Source organism: Helicobacter sp. 23-1046, from assembly GCF_053654635.1.
In genome coordinates, this window is record NZ_JBSIUS010000002.1 from 63806 (window position 1) to 82746 (window position 18941).

General features: G+C 40.0%; 23 protein-coding genes. 19 read left to right on the forward strand and 4 right to left on the reverse strand.

All coding sequences use genetic code 11. The annotated features are described in order from the left end of the window. The first annotated feature begins 9 nt into the window (after positions 1–9). The 11 genes from ACWIUJ_RS06695 to ung all read left to right on the forward strand — a co-directional run bounded on the left by ACWIUJ_RS06695 (position 10) and on the right by ung (position 5725). Positions 10–228 carry a cytochrome c oxidase, cbb3-type, CcoQ subunit gene (locus ACWIUJ_RS06695; protein WP_454150385.1) on the forward strand — a complete coding sequence of 73 codons (219 nt, stop codon included), beginning with the start codon at positions 10–12 and terminating at the stop codon, positions 226–228. Between the two features lie 13 nt (positions 229–241). Continuing rightward, positions 242–1123 (forward strand): cytochrome-c oxidase, cbb3-type subunit III, encoded by an 882-nt coding sequence (gene ccoP, locus ACWIUJ_RS06700; protein WP_454169817.1) that lies wholly within the window; start codon positions 242–244, stop codon positions 1121–1123. Between the two features lie 14 nt (positions 1124–1137). Continuing rightward, positions 1138–1341 (forward strand): DUF4006 family protein, encoded by a 204-nt coding sequence (locus tag ACWIUJ_RS06705; protein WP_454150388.1) that lies wholly within the window; start codon positions 1138–1140, stop codon positions 1339–1341. 166 nt (positions 1342–1507) lie between these two features. Beyond that, on the forward strand, positions 1508–2296 hold the full coding sequence (locus tag ACWIUJ_RS06710; protein WP_454169819.1) for a hypothetical protein: 789 nt from the start codon (positions 1508–1510) through the stop codon (positions 2294–2296). Between the two features lie 9 nt (positions 2297–2305). Next, a complete protein-coding gene (locus tag ACWIUJ_RS06715; protein WP_454169821.1) occupies positions 2306–2923 on the forward strand; it encodes a hypothetical protein in 618 nt (205 codons plus the stop codon). Next, positions 2920–3240: a hypothetical protein gene (locus ACWIUJ_RS06720; RefSeq protein ID WP_454169822.1), complete on the forward strand. Its 321-nt coding sequence runs from the start codon at positions 2920–2922 to the stop codon at positions 3238–3240. The genes ACWIUJ_RS06715 and ACWIUJ_RS06720 overlap by 4 nt, the downstream gene beginning before the upstream one ends. After that, on the forward strand, positions 3240–4001 hold the full coding sequence (locus ACWIUJ_RS06725; protein WP_454169824.1) for a hypothetical protein: 762 nt from the start codon (positions 3240–3242) through the stop codon (positions 3999–4001). The genes ACWIUJ_RS06720 and ACWIUJ_RS06725 overlap by 1 nt, the downstream gene beginning before the upstream one ends. 13 nt (positions 4002–4014) lie before the next feature. Then, entirely contained in the window at positions 4015–4395 is a 381-nt protein-coding gene (locus ACWIUJ_RS06730) for a hypothetical protein (protein WP_454150398.1), read from the forward strand. A gap of 63 nt (positions 4396–4458) precedes the next feature. Then, the gene (locus ACWIUJ_RS06735; protein WP_454150400.1) at positions 4459–4689 is read left to right on the forward strand and encodes a YdcH family protein; all 231 of its coding nucleotides are present in this window, start codon (positions 4459–4461) and stop codon (positions 4687–4689) included. A 3-nt stretch (positions 4690–4692) separates the two neighbouring features. Beyond that, positions 4693–4971: an Asp-tRNA(Asn)/Glu-tRNA(Gln) amidotransferase subunit GatC gene (gene gatC / locus ACWIUJ_RS06740; protein WP_454169826.1), complete on the forward strand. Its 279-nt coding sequence runs from the start codon at positions 4693–4695 to the stop codon at positions 4969–4971. 28 nt (positions 4972–4999) lie between these two features. After that, positions 5000–5725, forward strand: a complete 726-nt coding sequence (gene ung, locus ACWIUJ_RS06745) for a uracil-DNA glycosylase (protein ID WP_454169828.1) — start codon at positions 5000–5002, stop codon at positions 5723–5725. 9 nt (positions 5726–5734) lie between these two features. Here the strand turns inward: ung and mnmA are convergent, their stop codons facing one another. Further along, positions 5735–6769 carry a tRNA 2-thiouridine(34) synthase MnmA gene (gene mnmA, locus ACWIUJ_RS06750; protein WP_454169830.1) on the reverse strand — a complete coding sequence of 345 codons (1035 nt, stop codon included), beginning with the start codon at positions 6767–6769 and terminating at the stop codon, positions 5735–5737. 172 nt (positions 6770–6941) lie between these two features. On the opposite strand from mnmA, the gene ACWIUJ_RS06755 reads away from it, so the two are divergent. The 8 genes from ACWIUJ_RS06755 to infB are packed head-to-tail and all read left to right on the forward strand — an operon-like array spanning position 6942 to position 14548. After that, positions 6942–7790, forward strand: coding sequence for an ATP phosphoribosyltransferase regulatory subunit (locus ACWIUJ_RS06755; protein ID WP_454150408.1), 849 nt, complete (start codon positions 6942–6944; stop codon positions 7788–7790). A 9-nt stretch (positions 7791–7799) separates the two neighbouring features. Then, positions 7800–9053: an adenylosuccinate synthase gene (locus tag ACWIUJ_RS06760; protein WP_454169832.1), complete on the forward strand. Its 1254-nt coding sequence runs from the start codon at positions 7800–7802 to the stop codon at positions 9051–9053. A gap of 23 nt (positions 9054–9076) precedes the next feature. Continuing rightward, complete coding sequence (locus tag ACWIUJ_RS06765) at positions 9077–9502, forward strand: flagellar FliJ family protein (protein WP_454169834.1); 426 nt, start codon at positions 9077–9079, stop codon at positions 9500–9502. Further along, on the forward strand, positions 9499–10266 hold the full coding sequence (locus ACWIUJ_RS06770) for a MotE family protein (RefSeq protein WP_454150414.1): 768 nt from the start codon (positions 9499–9501) through the stop codon (positions 10264–10266). Before ACWIUJ_RS06765 ends, ACWIUJ_RS06770 begins: the two co-directional genes overlap by 4 nt. Before the next feature lie 16 nt (positions 10267–10282). After that, positions 10283–10747: a tRNA threonylcarbamoyladenosine biosynthesis protein TsaB gene (locus ACWIUJ_RS06775; RefSeq protein WP_454169836.1), complete on the forward strand. Its 465-nt coding sequence runs from the start codon at positions 10283–10285 to the stop codon at positions 10745–10747. Between the two features lie 15 nt (positions 10748–10762). Then, positions 10763–11686, forward strand: coding sequence for a homoserine kinase (gene thrB, locus ACWIUJ_RS06780; protein WP_454150418.1), 924 nt, complete (start codon positions 10763–10765; stop codon positions 11684–11686). A 21-nt stretch (positions 11687–11707) separates the two neighbouring features. Then, the gene (locus ACWIUJ_RS06785) at positions 11708–11938 is read left to right on the forward strand and encodes a DUF448 domain-containing protein (protein WP_454169838.1); all 231 of its coding nucleotides are present in this window, start codon (positions 11708–11710) and stop codon (positions 11936–11938) included. 36 nt (positions 11939–11974) lie between these two features. Further along, positions 11975–14548 (forward strand): translation initiation factor IF-2, encoded by a 2574-nt coding sequence (infB, locus tag ACWIUJ_RS06790; protein WP_454169840.1) that lies wholly within the window; start codon positions 11975–11977, stop codon positions 14546–14548. On the opposite strand, the gene ACWIUJ_RS06795 is transcribed toward infB, so the two are convergent. Genes ACWIUJ_RS06795 through mshL form a run of 3 tightly spaced genes read right to left on the reverse strand, consistent with a single transcriptional unit; the run spans position 14545 to position 18828 of the window. Next, positions 14545–15594: a type II secretion system F family protein gene (locus ACWIUJ_RS06795; RefSeq protein ID WP_454169842.1), complete on the reverse strand. Its 1050-nt coding sequence runs from the start codon at positions 15592–15594 to the stop codon at positions 14545–14547. The genes infB and ACWIUJ_RS06795 overlap by 4 nt on opposite strands. Before the next feature lie 12 nt (positions 15595–15606). After that, the gene (locus ACWIUJ_RS06800; RefSeq protein WP_454169844.1) at positions 15607–17106 is read right to left on the reverse strand and encodes a GspE/PulE family protein; all 1500 of its coding nucleotides are present in this window, start codon (positions 17104–17106) and stop codon (positions 15607–15609) included. A 6-nt stretch (positions 17107–17112) separates the two neighbouring features. Continuing rightward, positions 17113–18828, reverse strand: coding sequence for a pilus (MSHA type) biogenesis protein MshL (mshL, locus tag ACWIUJ_RS06805; protein WP_454169846.1), 1716 nt, complete (start codon positions 18826–18828; stop codon positions 17113–17115). Positions 18829–18941: the final 113 nt, after the last annotated feature.

An 18941-nucleotide genomic window follows, 5' to 3' on the forward strand; every position in this document is an offset into this window, starting at 1 on the left:
GGGTTTGTTATGGATACACAAAGTGTTATTGTAGAGTTTATTACCAAGTATGCGAATGAACTTTATACAGGGATTTCTTGTCTTTTTGTGATTCTCTTGTATGGCTACATTTATCACTTGTATTCATCACAGGCAAAAGGCGAGAGAGATTATGAAAAATACGCAGACCTAGCTCTTAAAGATAATTTGAGTGATGCGCTCATAGAATCTAGAGAGACAAAAAAGTAAGGGAGGGAAGCAAATGCAATGGTTTAATTTAGGTGATAATGTAAATGCCCTAGCACTACTTGGTGCAGCGGTCATTTTGATACTAACGGTGGTAATTTTTGGTTTATATCTTAAAAAAATCAAAGATATGAAAAGCGAAGGCGAGGCGATAGACCACAACTGGGATGGAATCGGCGAATACACAAACGATATACCAATCGGTTGGGTAGCGTGCTTTATAGGTGTGCTTATTTGGGCATTTTGGTATTTTTTTGTGGGTTACCCACTAAAGAGCTTCTCACAAATCGGGCAGTATAACGCAGAAGTGCAAGAACATAATGCTACTTATGCGAGTAAATGGGATAGCCTTGATACCAATGAGCTAAAAGAAATGGGCAAGGGAATCTTTTTAGTCCAATGCGTGGAGTGCCACGGACCAAATGCTGATGGAATGGATAATAAAGCACAAAACCTTACCGCTTGGGGCAAAGAAGAAGGAATTGTTCGCACCATAAAAATGGGAAGCAAGGGACTTCTCAATGATAATGGAGATGAAATGGAAATGGCGGCACTTGATTTCATAGAAGACAAAGACGCTAAGGCTGTGGCGGCGTATATTATGCAAGAAATTTCTGCCATTAAAAAGACTAAGAATCCAGAGCTTGTAGAGCAAGGCAAGGTAGTGTATGAAGAAAATTGTGCATCTTGCCACTTTGCAGATGGCACAGGTAGAGTAGAGGGCGATATGATTGGAGCGGATTTGACCAAGTATGGCTCACAAACTTTCTTGCAAGAAGTGCTAAAGAGCGGAAAAAGAGGCAACATCGGTATAATGCCTTCTTATGATTATGCAAACTTTGCACCTAAGCAAGTAGAGGCACTCAATATATTCATTCAGTCGCTTGAAAGCGAATAATTAAGGAGGCTATGATGGATAAGTTATTTGGATTAAACGGATTGGCAGGATTTGCTTTGGCGGTTGTGGTATTGCTAAGTGTCGTTGCTTTTTTAGGGACTTGTGCGATTTTGACACAACAAGAGCAGGCGACAAATTTCTACAAAATAGAGAATCAAAGTGATATAAAAGAACGAGGCAACAATGTTGCTGACTTTTATAAAAATGTAAAGGAGTAACCTATGGGACTTAGTTTAATAGAAAAATTACTCGCTGCGCTCATTATTTTAATGATGCTCACAACGATTGCTATGCCATTTATTCCTGAGTTGTTTTTGCATTTAATCTAACACAGGTTGGGCTTTGAGAGTTATTTTGTTGGTGTTTTGCGCGTTTGGACTCTTCTTGAGTGCCAAAGATGCGGAACATAGATTGACTGATAGCTCTATGCGCCCTTTAGATTCTGCTGGATATGGGAATCTCGCTTCTTTAAGCAGGGATTTTACTCCAAACACACTTCCACATATTTTAAATGGCACTTCGATGCCTAGAGATGAGTATCTTATTGATGATGAGGGAGAGAGTAGCGAGTCTTTTGTCTTTAATCCTGACAACTTACTTGTGCCAAAGAGCGTGGATTTTGTGGAGCGATTAAGCGCGGAACTTTACCAAAAAACGGGTTTTGTGCTAAAAATTGCTCTTGTGCTTGACACAAACGCGACACTGCAAAAACTCCAAACACAATTTTTTGGTGATTTCCCACCAAGCGCAAACTATCAAGACAATGCACCCCAAGATTCTCAAGCGCGAAAGAATCTTACCAATTTGCTTTCTTTAAGTTTGCAAGAGCCCTATGCGTTATTTTTGTTTTTTGCCGATGAGAAAAAAATCGATATTATTCAAAGTCCCAAACTCTTTAATGATGAGTCGTTGTATTTTGAGTATATGGCACCGCTTTTACCACAAAAGGGCGAGGAGCTAGATTCTAAGCGTATTTCGGCGATTATGCTCAATGGATATAGCGAAGCGGCGGATTTGATTGCGAGTCATTATGATGTGAAGTTGGAGTTTAATATGCCACGAGATGAGAGTGGAAGCAGAGATTTTGTGAGGGTAAGTATGTATGTTATGTTGCTTATTTTGCTAGGCACGCTTGGATTTGTGTATATTACCTCAAGGTTTCGCTCAAAATAAAGGAAAAAAATGAACAAAAATTACTGGCCTATTGCTATTGTTGGGATTATTGTTTTTGGTATGGTGATTATTAGTGTGGGAGTGTGGATTGCTGTGAAAAATCCTGTGGTTGATGAGCGGATATTTGGCGAAAATAAGCGCGTGATTGATGAACATATCAACGATGTCCTTAGAGAACAACGATTTTTTGAGAATCTTGCTAGCGTGGCTTTTAGCACAGGTGGAGATACCATAGCATTGCAAAATCCTTATGATAAGGCAAATACGCCAAATATCTCAAACCACACGCCAGAGTTTTTTCGCATTCACCCCACAAATCCGTGCGTGATAGAGATTATTCCTAAAGGCGCAGAGTTTAGCGATTTTGAGAGTGCGAGTGTGAAAGTGCATTTGAGCTCACTATCTGAAGGTTTTACAGATATGAGCACATTTAGCTTTGATGAGCAAAGTATTAGTGGGACAACACCCTTGTTATATGAGTTTGCTCCCAATGACATCTTTTTGCTAAAAAGTGGTGTTTATACGATGGAAGTGAGCGTGCAACTCACCAAAAAGCCATTGCAAGGTGTCCCACACACGGACACACTCAATGCGTTTTTTACGACAAAGGTGGAGATTCTCAAATGAGGGTGCGCCATAGCCTTGCGTCTAAAGATTCTAAGAGTGGATTTGTTTTGATTGAGACTCTGCAAGGACTTGTTTTATGTGCTTTTGCCCTAAGTCTTTGCTTCGCGCTCGCGCCATTTATGTCTCATAAGTTTGCCATTACACAAGCAAGTCTTGCAAGCGGTGCGCTTTATCCACAAATCCTAAATACCCCATCGAGTAATTTGGAGCTTCATAGCGCGAATAAAACTTTTGTTTTCTCAAAACACACTTTAAGGAGGCAGGATTTGGCACTTCCTATTTCGCTTACTTATTTACACATTGTTTCTGTGCGCTAATGCAAAAATCTCGCCAAACCAAATCCAAATATGTTATTTGTGCTTCGCGCTTTCGCGCTTCACTCTCCATAGAAATGCTTTTTGCCATCATAATTTTTGGGATTATAGGCGTTGTGTGTGCAAGTGTATCGCTAAATTTCACACGCTTTATCGCTCAAGGCTCACTTAGCAATGTCTTAGATTCTCACATCGCCATTTTGAAAATACAAAATTTGCTTGCTAAAAGTGTGGGGCTTCATATCACGCATAACGAGGCGCGTTTTTATATCCCAAATACGCAAAAACTCTTTGGTTATGGGGATAAAACCTTTAGCGAGGCAAAAATGACAAATGGGACGCTTCTGCCAAGTATACCGCTAAAAATCGCTCATATTAGCGATAGGACAGCGATATTTGCTTCTAGTGTGGCGGAGCATACTTTTAGTGTTGATGAAAATATGTTGTTTGTGTGTGGAGATTCTACAGGTGCGATGAGTGAGTTTATCACCCAAATTGTCGCAGTTAGTGTCGCTAAAAATGCTATTACGCTAAAATCCTCGCCACCAAAGAATTGCAAAATTGCCCTACCTTTAGAATCTCCACATTTTCATTTGAGCCATTCTCTTAACACACTTTGGCTAAATGGTGAAGTTTTACTCAATGGAGTGAGTGATTTTAGTTTGACACTTTTGCCCTCAAACTTTTTGCACTTTAGATTCTGTGTTGCTCAAAAATGCTTTGAGGGTGGAAGTATCATTAACGCCCAAATCACAAGTTTATAACCAAAGGCATTAGATGGCACACAATCAATGGCACTGCACACACAAAAGGGCGTTTTCCACGCTTTATGGGGTATTTGTCCTTGTTTTTGTTTCTATGTGTGTGGGGTTTGTGGTGCTGTATTCACCTATTGCGCCTATCGCTCATATTCACGCTAAGACACAGCTTGATTTGTATGAAAACTCCCTTTATGAAGCGACTTTAAACTGCTTAGACAATTTTGGTTTTGATGAGTGCAAGAATGTAGAATTTGTGTTTCCTCACAATTACACAGCCAAAGCAGTGATAAGCGACTATGATGGCGTGTATTTGCTTGATACTTTTGTAAGCTTGCAAAATCCCATTACCACCACACAACAAAGTATCATAAACCGACATATTGTGCTAAAAAAGTAGCGTTTTTATGATATTTTTTGCCAAAATATTTTACAATATGGTAAATTTTTTAAGGAGTGCGTAATGTTTCACGAATATAGAGATGAGGTAACCAAGCTAAAGACCAACAATGCACATTTTGCTAAGATTTTTGATGAGCACAATGAACTTGATGATAGAATCACAAAGATTGAAAATGGCGAGGAAGTCCTCCAAGATATGGAGCTTGAAGTGTTAAAAAAACAAAAGTTGCGATTAAAAGATGAGGCGTATGCGATGATTTTAGCCTATCGCAAAGAACAAAAAGGCAACTAAGATATGCAAATCGATGACACACTGCTTGCTAAGTTAGAGCGATTGGGGATGCTTGAGATTAGCACACAGAAAAAAGAGCAAGTCAAATCTCAGCTTAATGAGATTTTGAAGTTTGTAGAGAATCTCAATAATGTAGATGTCCTCTCTCAAACTCAAAAAGAGGACAAAAATACTCCATTGCGCGCGGATGAAGCGGTGCAATCCCACATCGCAGCAGATGTCTTGGCGCATTCCCCGCACGCCAAAGATGGATTTTTTATCGTGCCAAAAATTATTGAATAACCCATTGGTGCGAATAGAACCTAAACAAATGCGCCTAGATTCTATAAAATTGCCCAATGAATGGAAAGAGTTGCTTCACAAAGAATTGCAAAGCGATGAATTTGAGCGCATTAGAGCGCATTATTATCAAGCGTTGCAATCAGGCGCAACCATTTATCCACCACCAAACCTTACTTTTAATGCTTTCAACCTTACACTCCCTAAGGACATAAAAATCGTTATTTTAGGGCAAGACCCATATCACGGAAGTGTGCGGGTGCGTTTGTCTAGCGTAGATTCTCATAATGTTTGTGAAATCCCTCAAGCAATGGGATTATCTTTTAGTGTGCCAAAGCCTTTGCCTCCACCACCATCGCTTAAAAATATTTATAAAGAACTCGCTCAAAGCGTGGGCTTTAAGATTCCAACACACGGCGATTTAAGCGCGTGGGCAAGAAAGGGTGTATTTTTGCTTAATAGCATTTTAAGCGTGGAGGCACACAAGCCCACTTCACACAAGCATTTTGGTTGGGAGGGGTTTAGTGATAGCGTGATTAGTGCGATTTCGCTTCACTGCGATGGCGTTGTATTTTTGCTGTGGGGGAATTATGCTAAGAAAAAAGCCACGCTCATTGATGCAAGCAAACATTGTATCATTACCGCACCACACCCAAGTCCTTTGGCACAAGGATTTGTTGGCAGTGGAGTGTTTTTACAAGCAAATCAATACTTGTCTGCCACACAAGGTAGGGCGTTTGATTGGAATGTAGAATAATATGAGAATCTAAACAATCACACCACCACCAAGCACCACTTCTCCATCGTATGCCACTAATGCTTGTCCCTTTGCTACACCAAAGGCTGGTTCTTGTAGCTCTGCAGTGATAATATCATCTTCAAGGTGCAATGTTGCCTTTATAGGTTCGCTACGATAGCGGATTTTGACTTCGTATTCCCCGCCACTAAAGTCTTTTGGCAAGGAGCGATTTTGTGCTCTCACGCGCATTATTTTGAGCTCCTCTTTTGTGCCCGCGATAATTTCGTTGGTTTGTGGATTTATATCCATTACATAATGTGGTTCGTGCGCGCCAAAGACGCTAAATCCCCTGCGCTTCCCAATAGTGTATTGCATATAGCCTTTGTGTTCCCCGATTACTTCGCCTTTAGCGTTTTTGACTTTTCCTGTTTGCTCGACTTGTTCGTATTTTTTTAGTATATCAATATAATCACTTTCCACAAAACAAATTTCTTGGGAATCTTTATAAGTTTCAAGCGTGCCTAAAAATGGCAACATTTTTAGCGCAATGGGTTTAATATCGCTTTTTTTACGCCCACCAAGTGGAAAGATAATGGAATTTATAGAATCTTGACTGAGCGCGTAGAGAAAATAACTTTGGTCTTTGGTGGAGTCAAAGGCTTTTTGGATTCTCTTTATACCATTATAATCACAGATTCTCGCGTAATGCCCTGTGGCGATAAATTCCGCACCAAAGCCCTTTGCTTTTTCAAAAGCCAATCCAAATTTGATATGTGGATTACAAATAGCGCAGGGATTGGGTGTTTCTCCTCGCTTGTATGCCGCGATAAATTCCTCATATACGATTTGTTTAAACTCGCTTTGTGCCTCGATAATATGAAATTCTAACCCCAAATGTTTAGCGACTTTTTGGCAGTTTGCGATAAAGACTTGGTGTTTTGCCTCTTTGTCGTGCAATTTTAGATAAATGCCAATTACCTCATAGCCTTGCTCTTGCAATAAATGCGCACAATACGAGCTATCTACACCGCCACTCATTAAAAGTGCCACTTTTTTTTTCATTCATATTCCTTTGTTGTTTCAATGTTGTAGAGTTGCATTACAATAAATGGGCTTGGATTGTAAAATATTAAAGTAAATCTTGCTCGCCTAAAGCCTAAATCTTATAGCGCAAAGAGATTTTGTGCTATAATGCGAGATTTTGGAACAACAAAACAATAACAGGATAACTAAAATGATTTTAGAGCACGAGTTGCCTCAGGGTAGCAAGTTGTATTTTGGCAAATCCGCAAAGATTAAGCGCAATATAGAATCTTTAGCGGTAGAAATGCTACATAAAGAAGATTACAAAGAGATTGCTACGCCTACTTTTAGCTTTCTAAGCCATCAAGATGATTTTTCAAATCGCGATATGATTCGCATAAGTGGGGAGGAAAATCATCAAATTGTTTTGCGTTATGATAGCACCATTGATGCGATGCGCCTTATTACCAAGCGTATCGCACGAAGCTCAAGCCATAAAAAATGGTTTTATATCCAGCCTGTGTATGATTATCCCACCACAGAAATCCATCAAATTGGCGCGGAAAGTTTAGAATCTACATCGCTCACGCCCATTATTGAGCTTTCTACAAACATCATTAGTGCGTTTGATTTGCACCCTACTTTGCAAATTTGTAATCAAAAAATCCCCTTGCTCTGCGCTAAACACTTAAATGTGGATATTGAGTTTTTTAGCTCGCCAAATATAGAATCTATTGCCAAAAAGGCACATTTTCTCCAAGAGCTTGTAGAAGTGCATAGCAAACAAGACATTCAAAAGTGCCTTAACAATGTGCCAAATTTCCTTACCAATGAATTGCAATCAATGCTTGAGTGCGTGCAATCTTGCACTTATGAGCACATTATTTTTTCTCCATTGTTGTATGCGCCGGGAGGATATTATGAGGATTTGTTTTATAGAATGTTTTTAGATAACCAGATTCTTGTTATTGGTGGGCGTTATGTGATTTCAGATACGCCATCTTGTGGTTTTGCGATTTATACGGATAATGTCGTAGAGAATCTTTTAAAGATTGATTAGAGGTGAAGTATGGCAGATTTGGTTGTTGGGATTCAGTGGGGCGATGAGGGCAAGGGCAAGATTGTAGATTTGCTCGCTAAAGAATATGAATATGTCGTGCGCTGTGGTGGCGGGCATAATGCAGGGCACACTATCGTTTATAATGGCACAAAATACGCCCTGCATTTAATGCCATCAGGGATTCTCTACCCACATTGTAAAAATATCATTGGCAATGGCGTGGTGATTAACCTTAAAGCACTTTGTGAAGAAATGGCAAATTTTGGAAGCATAGAGCAGTTACAAGGGAGATTGTTTATAAGTGATAAGGCGCATATCATTTTGCCTATGTATGAAGTGATTGATAAAGCAAAAGAGTCTTTTAAGCAAAAAGACGCTATTGGCACTACGGGTAAGGGCATAGGACCAGCCTATACGCAAAAAATCGCACGAAATGGCATTCGCGTCATTGATTTATACAATCCGCAAGTGTTACAAGCAAAAGTGCAAATTATCGTTAATGATTATGCGTTGTTGCAAGAAACATATAATTTTAGCTTGCCTAGCGTGGATAGCATTATGAAAGAATTGCGTGAGTATGCGCAAACAATTACCCCGCTTGTGAGCAACACCACCGAGCTTTTATGGGAGGCACAAGACCGTGGCGCAAAGATTCTGTGTGAAGGCGCACAGGGGAGTATGCTTGATGTAGAGCACGGCACTTATCCTTTTGTAACAAGCTCTAACACTTTGGCTTCAGGGGCGTGTAGTGGGAGCGGTCTTGCGCCAAAGGACTTAAAGCGCGTTATTGGGATTGTAAAGGCGTATTGCACGCGAGTTGGCAATGGGGCATTTCCAACCGAAGATTTGGGCGCAGATGGCGAGTATTTGCGCTCTAAGGGAGCAGAGTTTGGCACGACTACGGGGCGAGCACGCCGTTGTGGGTGGTTTGATGCCTTAGCGGTGAAGTATGCTTGCAGGCTCAATGGTTGTGATGAACTTGCTGTGATGAAACTTGATGTTTTTGATGGGTTAGATTCTATTAAGGTTTGCACGGCATACCAACAAAATGGCAAGCACATTCACTCTATGCCCACAGATTTTAGCGATATTACTCCCGTCTATACAGAATTACGCGGTTGGGATAGCGTGCAGGGCATTAGAGAGTTTAACAAACTTCCTAAAAATGCGAAAGAATATATTGCATTTTTAGAGAATCTCATCGGGGTAAAAATTTCATTTATCTCTACAAGTCCTGAGAGAGAAGATATTATTACAATCTAAACATTAAAAGATTTGGAGGTATAATGAGGACACCATACTCACCATTAGTGGATATGAGAAAAACCGCACTCACCAACCACGAACATAAAATGATGCAAAATACTTTTGCTATCAATCAAACGCAGGGCCAAATTGATGCGCTTAATGCCGAAATCGCTATGATTAGATTCCCAGAATCTGGGGAATATAGCGCGTATAAAGCAATTTCTTATACGAAAAATACATTATTGCTTGAATTAGATTCTTTGCTTGGCGAGCTTGCTAATCTTAAGGCACAAACAAAAGTCCTACAAGAAGAATACAGAGTGCTTAATATCGAATATGAAAAAATGCAATACCTTGAGACAAGGGAAATGGAGCGCAAAATGAAAAAACAAAAAAAATCACAGCAAAGAGCAAATGATGAAATGTCTATTTTACTGTATAGCAAAAAAGGGGGGATATTATGAGGTCTTATATCAAGCACATAGGATTATTAGGGATAGCGAGCGCAAGTGTCTTTGGCGCACCTGCAAATAACACAAACTTGCTTGATTGCAATATAATCTTTGAGCAACGCAAAGGTGAAATACGACAAGAATTGCAAGCCATTGATGAGCGACAACAAGCATTGCAAGTTTTGCAAAATGCCACCCAAGTCTTTTTAGACGAAAAGGCGCGCAAACTTCAGGCTCAAGAAAAAAATATTGATGAAAAAATCATCGAATTCCAAAAGGCAAAGGAATTCGCCCAAGCAGAGTTCAAAGCTCAAAGTGAGCAAGTAAGTCTTGATATGAAAGCAAGAGAAGAGTATGTCCAAGAGCTTATAGCGCGCAATGAGGAATTGCTAGAGAAGATTCAAAAAGTCAGCAATGATAAAGTTATCCAAACTTATATCCAAATGAAAGACGCCAAATCCGCTGCAATTATCTCGCAAATGAGCGAAGATGAGGCTGTGGAAATCCTCTCTAATATGGATTCTAAAGATATGGGAAAAATCCTTGCTAAAATGGACGACCAAAAAGCCGCAGCCATTACACAAAAAATACGCAACCCAAACGCTAAAAAGCCAGATGAGCTTCCAAAAAGCCCAGATGTGCCACAAATTGATATGAATGAAAATACAGATATTCCTAATGTAAGCACTTTGTCAAATGAATCAGAAAATGAGCAAGACAATGCAAATGAGCCCCAGCCCCAAGATTCTACGCAAGAAAATCCACAAGGACTCTAAACAATAAGGAATCATAATGGCAAGTTTGGTGTTAATAAGTATAAACTCTCCACTCATAGCAGGTTTGTATGAAAATAATACACTCATAAAACACTACGAAATACAAGGACACACAAGTGCCGCGCTAAATAGTCTTTTTGGCGATATTTTTGCGTCTCATATAATTATAGATTCTATCTTTTATGCCAAGGGACCGGGGCGATATAGCGCGCTTAAAAGCACGCATATTTTTTTACACACATTGAGCGTTATTAAAGGATACGCGCTTTTTAGCACTCAAAGTTTTTATTTTAATGATAATGCACCTATCCACGCTTTTGGGGAAAATTATTTTATGCAAGAAAATGGTAAAATCGTGCTTAAGAGTGCGAGCGATAGCAATGTTTCTTTCGCACAAAATGGATTTTGTTTGCCAGCAGTGCTTAATCCACAAGATTTTGATAGGCAAAATGAACCACTTTATATTTTGCCACCTGTGTGATTGTAGGGGGAGCGTATGTTAAAAATTATTGTGCCTGCCACAAGTGCGAATCTAGGACCGGGCTTTGATAGTTTGGGGTTAGCCTTAGGGTTGTATAACACGATTGAAATTACACCATCTGTGATTACGAGCGTGCAAATAACGGGCGAGGGCAAAAATTCTACACATTTAAGAACACACAATGTCTTTGTAAAAATTTTTAATCAAATTTTGGCGCGATATAATGTAAGGGCGGAATGCAAATTTTTATTTCATAACGAGATTCCTGTGGCGCGTGGGCTTGGTTCTAGTTCCGCAGTGATTGTTAGTGCGATTTATGCGGCTTTTTTGTTTATGAATCGTCCCATTGATAAGCAAGAGATTCTCAATATCGCCATAGAATATGAAAAACACCCAGACAATGTTACTCCCGCTGTATTTGGGGGATTTAATGTAGCGATTTTAGAATACAATGACCTTCCCAGAAGGACCAAAATCCAATTTAGACAAAATGTTGTCCATATTCACGCGCCTATTCCTAGCGAGATTCGCGCGGTGGTTGTCGTGCCTAATAAAAGTATGAATACCAAACTCTCAAGAAAAGCCCTTCCAAAACTCTACAATGCCAAAGATTGTGTGTTTAATCTCTCTCACGCTTCGCTTTTAAGTGCGGCGTTTCTCACGCACGATTGGGATAAACTCGCCATCGCAAGTCGCGATAAACTTCATCAAAACGCTAGAATGAAAAATTTTCCAATTTTGTTTAAGATTCAGAGCATTGCCTTGCAAAACGGCGCGCTTTTAAGCACATTAAGTGGTTCTGGTTCATCAATTTTAAGTATTTGCCACGCTCAATCAAGCAAACATTTAGCACAGATTCTCTCCCAGCATTTCCCTAAATACAAGGTTTTAGAGCTAGGCTTTGATAATGAGGGTGTGCGAAGAGTGCAAAAAGTGTAAATTTAGTAAGGTTTTGGTATAATGGCAAAACAAGTGCGAATGTGTGTGGTTTGTAAGGCAAGATTTCATCAAAGCGAGCTCTGTCGATTGCAAGTAAAAAAGGACGCACAAAATCAATCCATTATAGGGTTTTTTAGTGGAGCGGGGCGGAGTTTTTATGTGTGTGAATCGTGCAAGGGCGCACCAAAAACACTTAAAAGTATTATGAAACGATTCAAAGCAATAAACGAAGATTTTAGCTTTGAGCGATAATGAAGTGCAATTTAGATTTGTAGGAGTAAAGAGAATATGGCAAAGGTTGAGAAGGTTCGATTAAGCGAAATCGGGCAAGAAGTTGGGAAAAGTGCCAAAGACGCATTTATAGCGGCAAAAGAACTAGAGATTGATGTAAAGACAGCTTCTTCTTCAGTTACCATTCAAGAGGCAGAGGTGATACTCAATTTTCTTATGACAGGAGAAAAGCCAGATTCACCCAAAGGAAAAGAATCACCAAAAACTCCCAAAAAATCTACGCCAAAAGAAAAAAAATCAACCAAAGACGAGGAGAGTAAAACTAAAAAAACATCTCCAAAAACGACAACCACGCCAGCCCAAGAACAAGAAAGTGTAGAATCCAACCCCCAACAAGAGCAAAAGCAATCCCAAGAGAAGAGCTCGCGTCCCCCAACCCCGCTAGGGTTGCGTATCGTGCGTAGAAATCAAGCACAAGAGGAGAGCCAACCAAAGCCAACCCCAAAGCCCAAGCAAAGTGTATTTATTAGTGCGCAAGAGCTTCTTAGGCAAACTGAAGATTCCCAAAATGCTACAAAAACCAAAAAGCCAAAGCCAAAATCTACTCCACAAAAGGCTCGCGATGGCGAACATACAATGGACATTAAAAGAGATATTGATTTTGAGCGCGATGAAGATGAGGAACAAAATGAAATTATGCTCCTTGATTTAAACGAACAACAACTGCGCGATGAAGATGAGGAAAATCGCATAAGGCAAGCCATCACTGATAGAGTGCAAGTGCATCGCAAAAGTCCGTGGATGAATGAGGGCTCTATACGAAGAGGAGGCAAAAAGCCTAAAAAATACACGCAAAAAGAAGAGAAAAAAGAGCTTCAAAGTGTGATTTCTATCCCGCAAGAAATCCGCGTGTATGAATTCGCCGAACGCTCGGGCAGAGAGCTTAAAGATGTGATAAAAGTGCTTTTTAATTTGGGTGTAATGGCGACAAAAAATGATTTTTTGGATAAAGATTCTATTGAAATTTTGGCAGAAGAGTTCAATATACAAATCAATATTATTGATAAAATGGCTGATTTGGTGGATATTTATGAGGAAAGTGCCACAGATTCTAACTTAAAAGAGCGACCTCCTGTGGTAAGCATTATGGGGCATGTAGACCACGGGAAAACTTCATTGCTTGATTATATCCGCAATTCTCGAATCGCAAGTAAGGAAGCAGGCGGGATAACCCAGCATATTGGCGCATATATGGTGGAAAAAAATGGCAAACATATTAGCTTTATCGACACGCCCGGACACGAAGCCTTTAGTAGTATGCGTGCAAGAGGTGCGCAAGTAACCGACATTGCAATTATTGTCATTGCTGCTGATGATGGTGTCAAACCCCAAACTATTGAAGCACTCAACCACGCGAAATCTGCTGGAGTGCAGATTATCATCGCTATGAATAAAATGGATAAGCCAAATGTCAATCCAGATAAACTAAAAGCAGAATGCGCAGAGCTTGGATTTACACCCAATGATTGGGGTGGAGAATATGAATTTATCCCTATTTCTGCTAAGAGTGGCGAGGGTGTAGATTCTTTGCTTGAGACTATTTTAATCCAAGCCGAAGTGCTTGAGCTTCGTGCGAGATTTGAAGGAAGGGCGAAGGCCATCGTGTTAGAGGGTAGTTTGGAAAAAGGAAGAGGTCCTGTGGCAAGTGTAATTGTCCAAAGCGGTGTGCTAAAAACGGGTGATTGCGTGGTGGCTGGCACTGCTTTTGGGAGAATCCGCGCGATGAGTGATGATATGGGCAAAACAATCACCACACTCACACCCTCAAGCGTGGCGCAAATTGTGGGATTATCAGAAGTGCCAAGTGCTGGGAGCGAGTTGATTGTGGTTGAGAGCGATGCGAAAGCACGCCAATACGCGCAAAAACTTGCTTTATATTTGCGACAAAAAGAACTCAGCAAAAGCACAAAGGTTACTTTTGAAGAGCTTGGAGATATGGTGGCAAAGGGTTCACTTAAGGCTCTGCCAATTATCATCAAAGCAGACACGCAAGGAAGCCTTGAGGCAATTAAAACAAGCCTTGAAAAACTTAGTAATGATGAGGTGTATATCAATATCATTAGCGCAGGTGTGGGTGGGATTACCGAAAGTGATGTGAGCTTAGCAAGTGCGAGTGAAAATAGCTTTATACTAGGTTTTAATGTTCGTCCAACGGGTAGCGTAAAGGCAAAAGCAAAAGAACTTAGCGTAGAAGTAAAAACCTATTCTATCATTTATGCCCTTATTGAGGATATACAAGGGCTTATCTCTGGTATGATGAATCCAACTATCACAGAGGAAAACACAGGGCAAGCCGAAGTCAAAGAAACCTTTACTATTCCAAAAGTTGGCACGGTGGCAGGTTGTATGGTGGTAGATGGTAAGATTGAACGCGGCATTAAAGTGCGCCTAATCCGTGATGGCGTGGTGGTGCATACAGGGCAAATTGCTTCACTTAAGCGATTCAAAGATGATGCCAAAGAAGTGGCTAAGGGCTATGAGTGTGGCATAATGCTAGAAAATTACAATGATGTAGCTGTGGGCGATGTGTTTGAAACATTTAGAGAAGTCGCTCACAAGCCCAAAATCTAAAATACATTTGCGCTCATATCCCACATCGGCACAAACACTCCTAATGCCAAAAGCACAATGAGCCCACCCATAAGAATACTAAGTAGTGGCTCTAGCATTTTTAAGGCATAGTCGGTTTGCTCGTTGATTTGTTCTTGGAGATTCTCATATACCTTTTTTAGCATAACGCTCAATTTAGCACTTTTTTCTCCAGCACTAATAAGAGCGATATTTATCCCATCTAGCAAGTCTAGCGCGACTATGGCTTGACTTAGGCTTTGCCCGCTTTTAATGCGCTCTAGCACTTCTTTAAACCTTGCCTTTAGCGCGGTATTTTGGACAATGTCGCTTGATAAGTTGAGGGCTTCATCAAGTGGCATTGCGCCCTGCAAGCAACAAAATAGCGAAAAGCAAAAACCTTGTGATTCTCGTAATTTATGGAGTTTGCCAAAAAACACCACGCGCAAAAAAATACTATCAAAAGCGAATCTTATATTTTCATTGCTTTTATATAAAGCACTTAAAATAGCTATCCCCCCACATAAAGCCACGCCAAACACTACCCCAAACACACTGAAAAAATCATACACCCAAAGCATTAGTCTTGTATAAATAGGCAAACTTACTCCAAGCTCTTCAAAGAGCATTACAAATGGTGGAATCACAAACCAAATAATGGCAAAAAACGCAAATATCATACTCACAAAAAGCATAAATGGATACATAAGTGCCTGCTTCGTTTTAGAAGCATTTTGTGCGCGTTTTTGGAAATAAATGCTTAGTGTATTGAGCACTACGGCTAGATTCCCACTTTTTTGCCCTATGCCGACAATCACACAGCTAAATTCACCAAAAACATTTTTATGGCGCAAGAGTGCTTCACCTAAGTTAAGCCCGCTTTTTACGCTTGTATGCAAATCTACAAGTATGCGCTCAAGTCTTTTGTTTTGACTTTGAATGGCACTAATGCAATCAAGTAGCGGGATACCAGATTCTATAAGCACGCTAAATTGGGTAAAAAATATATGCAAGTCTTTAGGAGTAATGTTTTGAAATCGCTCTAACATAGCTAGCCTGCCTTAGCACACTCTATAAATTTCATCAATACTACAAAGCCCCTCACTTAATACACGCTCAATGCTTTGCTTTAGGCTTATCATAGGGATTTTTCTGTGTTTATCTCCATTAAGAAATGCCTTAAACTCCTCACTTTGGGGGAGCACTTCACTAAGCAAAATTCTCCCACTAAACCCGCTATTATTGCAATACGGACACCCTCTAGCCCGAAAGAGTGTATCTGGCAGGGTGAGATGAGCACAAAGACTTGCGTATATTTGCTCGTTGTATTCATTATAAAAGTCTTTTTTGACTTCTATTTTGCAGTGGTGGCAGAGCTTGCGTGCCAATCGCTGTGAAATGAGAAGGAGCAAATTTTGCGATAAAGTCTCAATCCTACCACCTAATGCTAAAATTCGCTCTAGCGCACCAAGCGTATCATTAGCGTGCAAAGTGGCAAAAATAAGATGTCCTGTGAGTGAGGCTTGCAATGCAGATTCTAGCGTTTGGGAATCACGGATTTCTCCTATCATCATTACATCGGGGTCTTGGCGTAATGCTCCGCGTAGAGCCTTTTGAAAACTGAAATTATATTCTTCATTAAGCAAGACTTGAATAAGTCCATCTATGCGGTATTCAATGGGGTCTTCAAGGGTGATGATTTTTTTGCTTTTATCGTTAATGCAATCAAGCATTGCATAGAGCGTGGTGCTTTTACCACAGCCTGTGGGACCTACGAGCAAAATAACACCGCTTGATTTATATAGCTCTTTTTTAATAAGGTGCAATGATGGTGTATCAAAGCCAAGTTTATGGATTTGTAATCCCTTCGCGCTCTTTGCTAAGATTCTAATCACTAGACTTTCTCCTCCAATATTTGGCATTGAAGAGAAGCGAAAGTCAAATTCTTCGCCATTAAAGACTTTAGAGAATCTCCCATCAAGAGAGCGTCTATTTTCACTCATATCAAGTTTGCACTCTAACTTTAATCTTGCAGAAAGCACGGCAAAGATTTCCTGCGATAGCTCAAAACTTTTTACCAAAATGCCATCAATGCGATTACGAATGATACCACCATTGGCGTTAAGCTCAATGTGAATGTCGCTAGAGTGTGATTGTAAGGCGTGCAACAAAATAAAATCAAGCAATTCTACAATTTCTTTGCTATTTTGTTCTGCGTTGTGTGGTTTGGGTATGGGGGTTGATGAGAGATTTGCAGGAGTATCTGTAAGCATTGCAAGCCTAGAGCGCAGATTCTTGCTTAGCACGATAAACTTTGCATAATCCCTCGCCTTTTGGTAAAAAAACGAAAAGTCCTTTATTTGCTCGCATTCAACGCATAAATGTGGAAACTTCTTTTGCAAGTGAAATAAAATGGTTTGTTGTTTTTTTGCACCTGTGGAATCTAGCGCGATTTTTATGCTTGTCTCATCGATGTTATAAGCAAAACAGCGCATTTTATCCACAAAGCTAAATTCAAGCGCACCAAAGGCGTTAAAATCAATTTGTTCTAAAACTTTCATACACATTTATTCATCATTTGGCTCGTTTTCACGCGCTTCATCTTCAAGTGGCAATGGAGCAAACTCTTCATTATGCTGGGTTTGACTTATTGTAGAATCTATTTCTATGGTTTCTTGCTTTGGAATAAGTGGAGTGAGGATTTGAAATCCATCTAACCCAGAATCTAGTGCGACCTTATCACTTGGATTCATAATTTTTGGCGAGATGACAATAACCATTTCTTTGGTGTTTTGCACATTTTTTCTCCAACTAAAGAAGTATTTTAATAGCGGAATTGAGCCTAAAATAGGAAGTTTTTTGGTGGTTTTTGTCTGTGTTTTATCAATGAGCCCGCCAAGCACGATTCGCTGTCCATCTTGGAGTGCGACAAGAGAAGAGAGGTGCTTGGTAGAGAGATTTGGCGGTGCAGATAGCGCGGTGGTTTGACTTTCTACTGAGCTGTCTTTTGTCTTGGTAATGGAGGGATTGATTTTTAAGATAATGCGATTATTTTGAATGCTAGGCGTTACATCAAGCAAGATTCCAGCAAACACTGAAGGATAGGCTTGCGAGGCATTTTGCACAGAAGTGCCTTGAGTGGTGGTTTGATAAGTGGTGCTTTGAGAATAGCGCAATACACTCCCCACGCTAATGATAGCAGGTTGATTATTAAGGGTTAGCACTTTTGGATTAGAGACAGATTCTACTTTGCCATAAGTTTGTAAAAACTCTACAATACGCTCAATGCTTACCCCTTGAGAGAATATATTGATTGCATAGCCATTACCAGAATCGCTAAGCACGCCAGAGCTAGCACCATTTTCACTGCTTGGTGTAAGAGTGGAGAGATTTGTAAGGTTAAAAAACTGCTCCCAATCTATCCCATAAGTGCTTGAATCTGTGTGCTCGACATTAAAGATATTCACATCAATAAGCACTTGAGATTGCATTTTTACCGCTAAGGATTCTAAATACTTTTCCACCCTGCTTATTTGTGTAGAAGTGCCCGTGATAGTGAGAAGTCCAGCACCTTTGTTGATGATAATGTCTTTTTGTTGCTCGTTTGGCTTTTGGATTGTAGGGATATACCAATCTCCGGGTCGATAGGCAATATTATAGATTTCATTCTCAAGTTCGCCCCAAAAGTCCATCTCATCAATGGAGTAGATTTTTGTCCCACTTTTGCCCGTGCTAAGAGTATGCCCTGCAGCCTTGTTGAGTGCCATTTTGTGCGCTTGAGAATCTTGGGGTAGCAATCCCGCATTTTGATAGTTTGAGTAGTTTGATAGGGTGTTATAGCTATTTAGGTTAGTTTGAGAATCTTGGGAGAAAAAGACATCAGTGTTACTTGAGCCTACACGCGCAGTGGAAATATAGTTAATCGCAAAGGTTTTGGTTTGCAATCCCCAAATCTTCACCACATTTTGGTTAAGTTCGTATTGTATATCGTTTTCTTTTAAAAGCACCTCCAGCACTTGCTCTAAGTTAGCTTTGTGGAATTTTAGTGCCATTTTTTTGGTGCTAAGGAGCTCAAGTGCTACATCTTGCGCATATACGACGCTCACACTGCATTCTGTGGCAATTTGGTGTAAAATTTTGGCTGGTTCGGTGTGTGCGCTTAGAGTAATATCGCAGGCAAAAGTATTTACAAAACATAAACTAACAATATTCATTGATTTTTTGAGAATCCATTTCAAACTATCGTGCGACAAAATCCCCTCCATTGGATTAAAGTTTTTCATTCTTAAAATCATTTATAAACAAAAAATATTCCAATTTCGTCCAAATTTATACAATATAAAATAATTTTGTAATTATATTTAGAGATTTTGGCTTTTTAAGATATGTTAGCAAA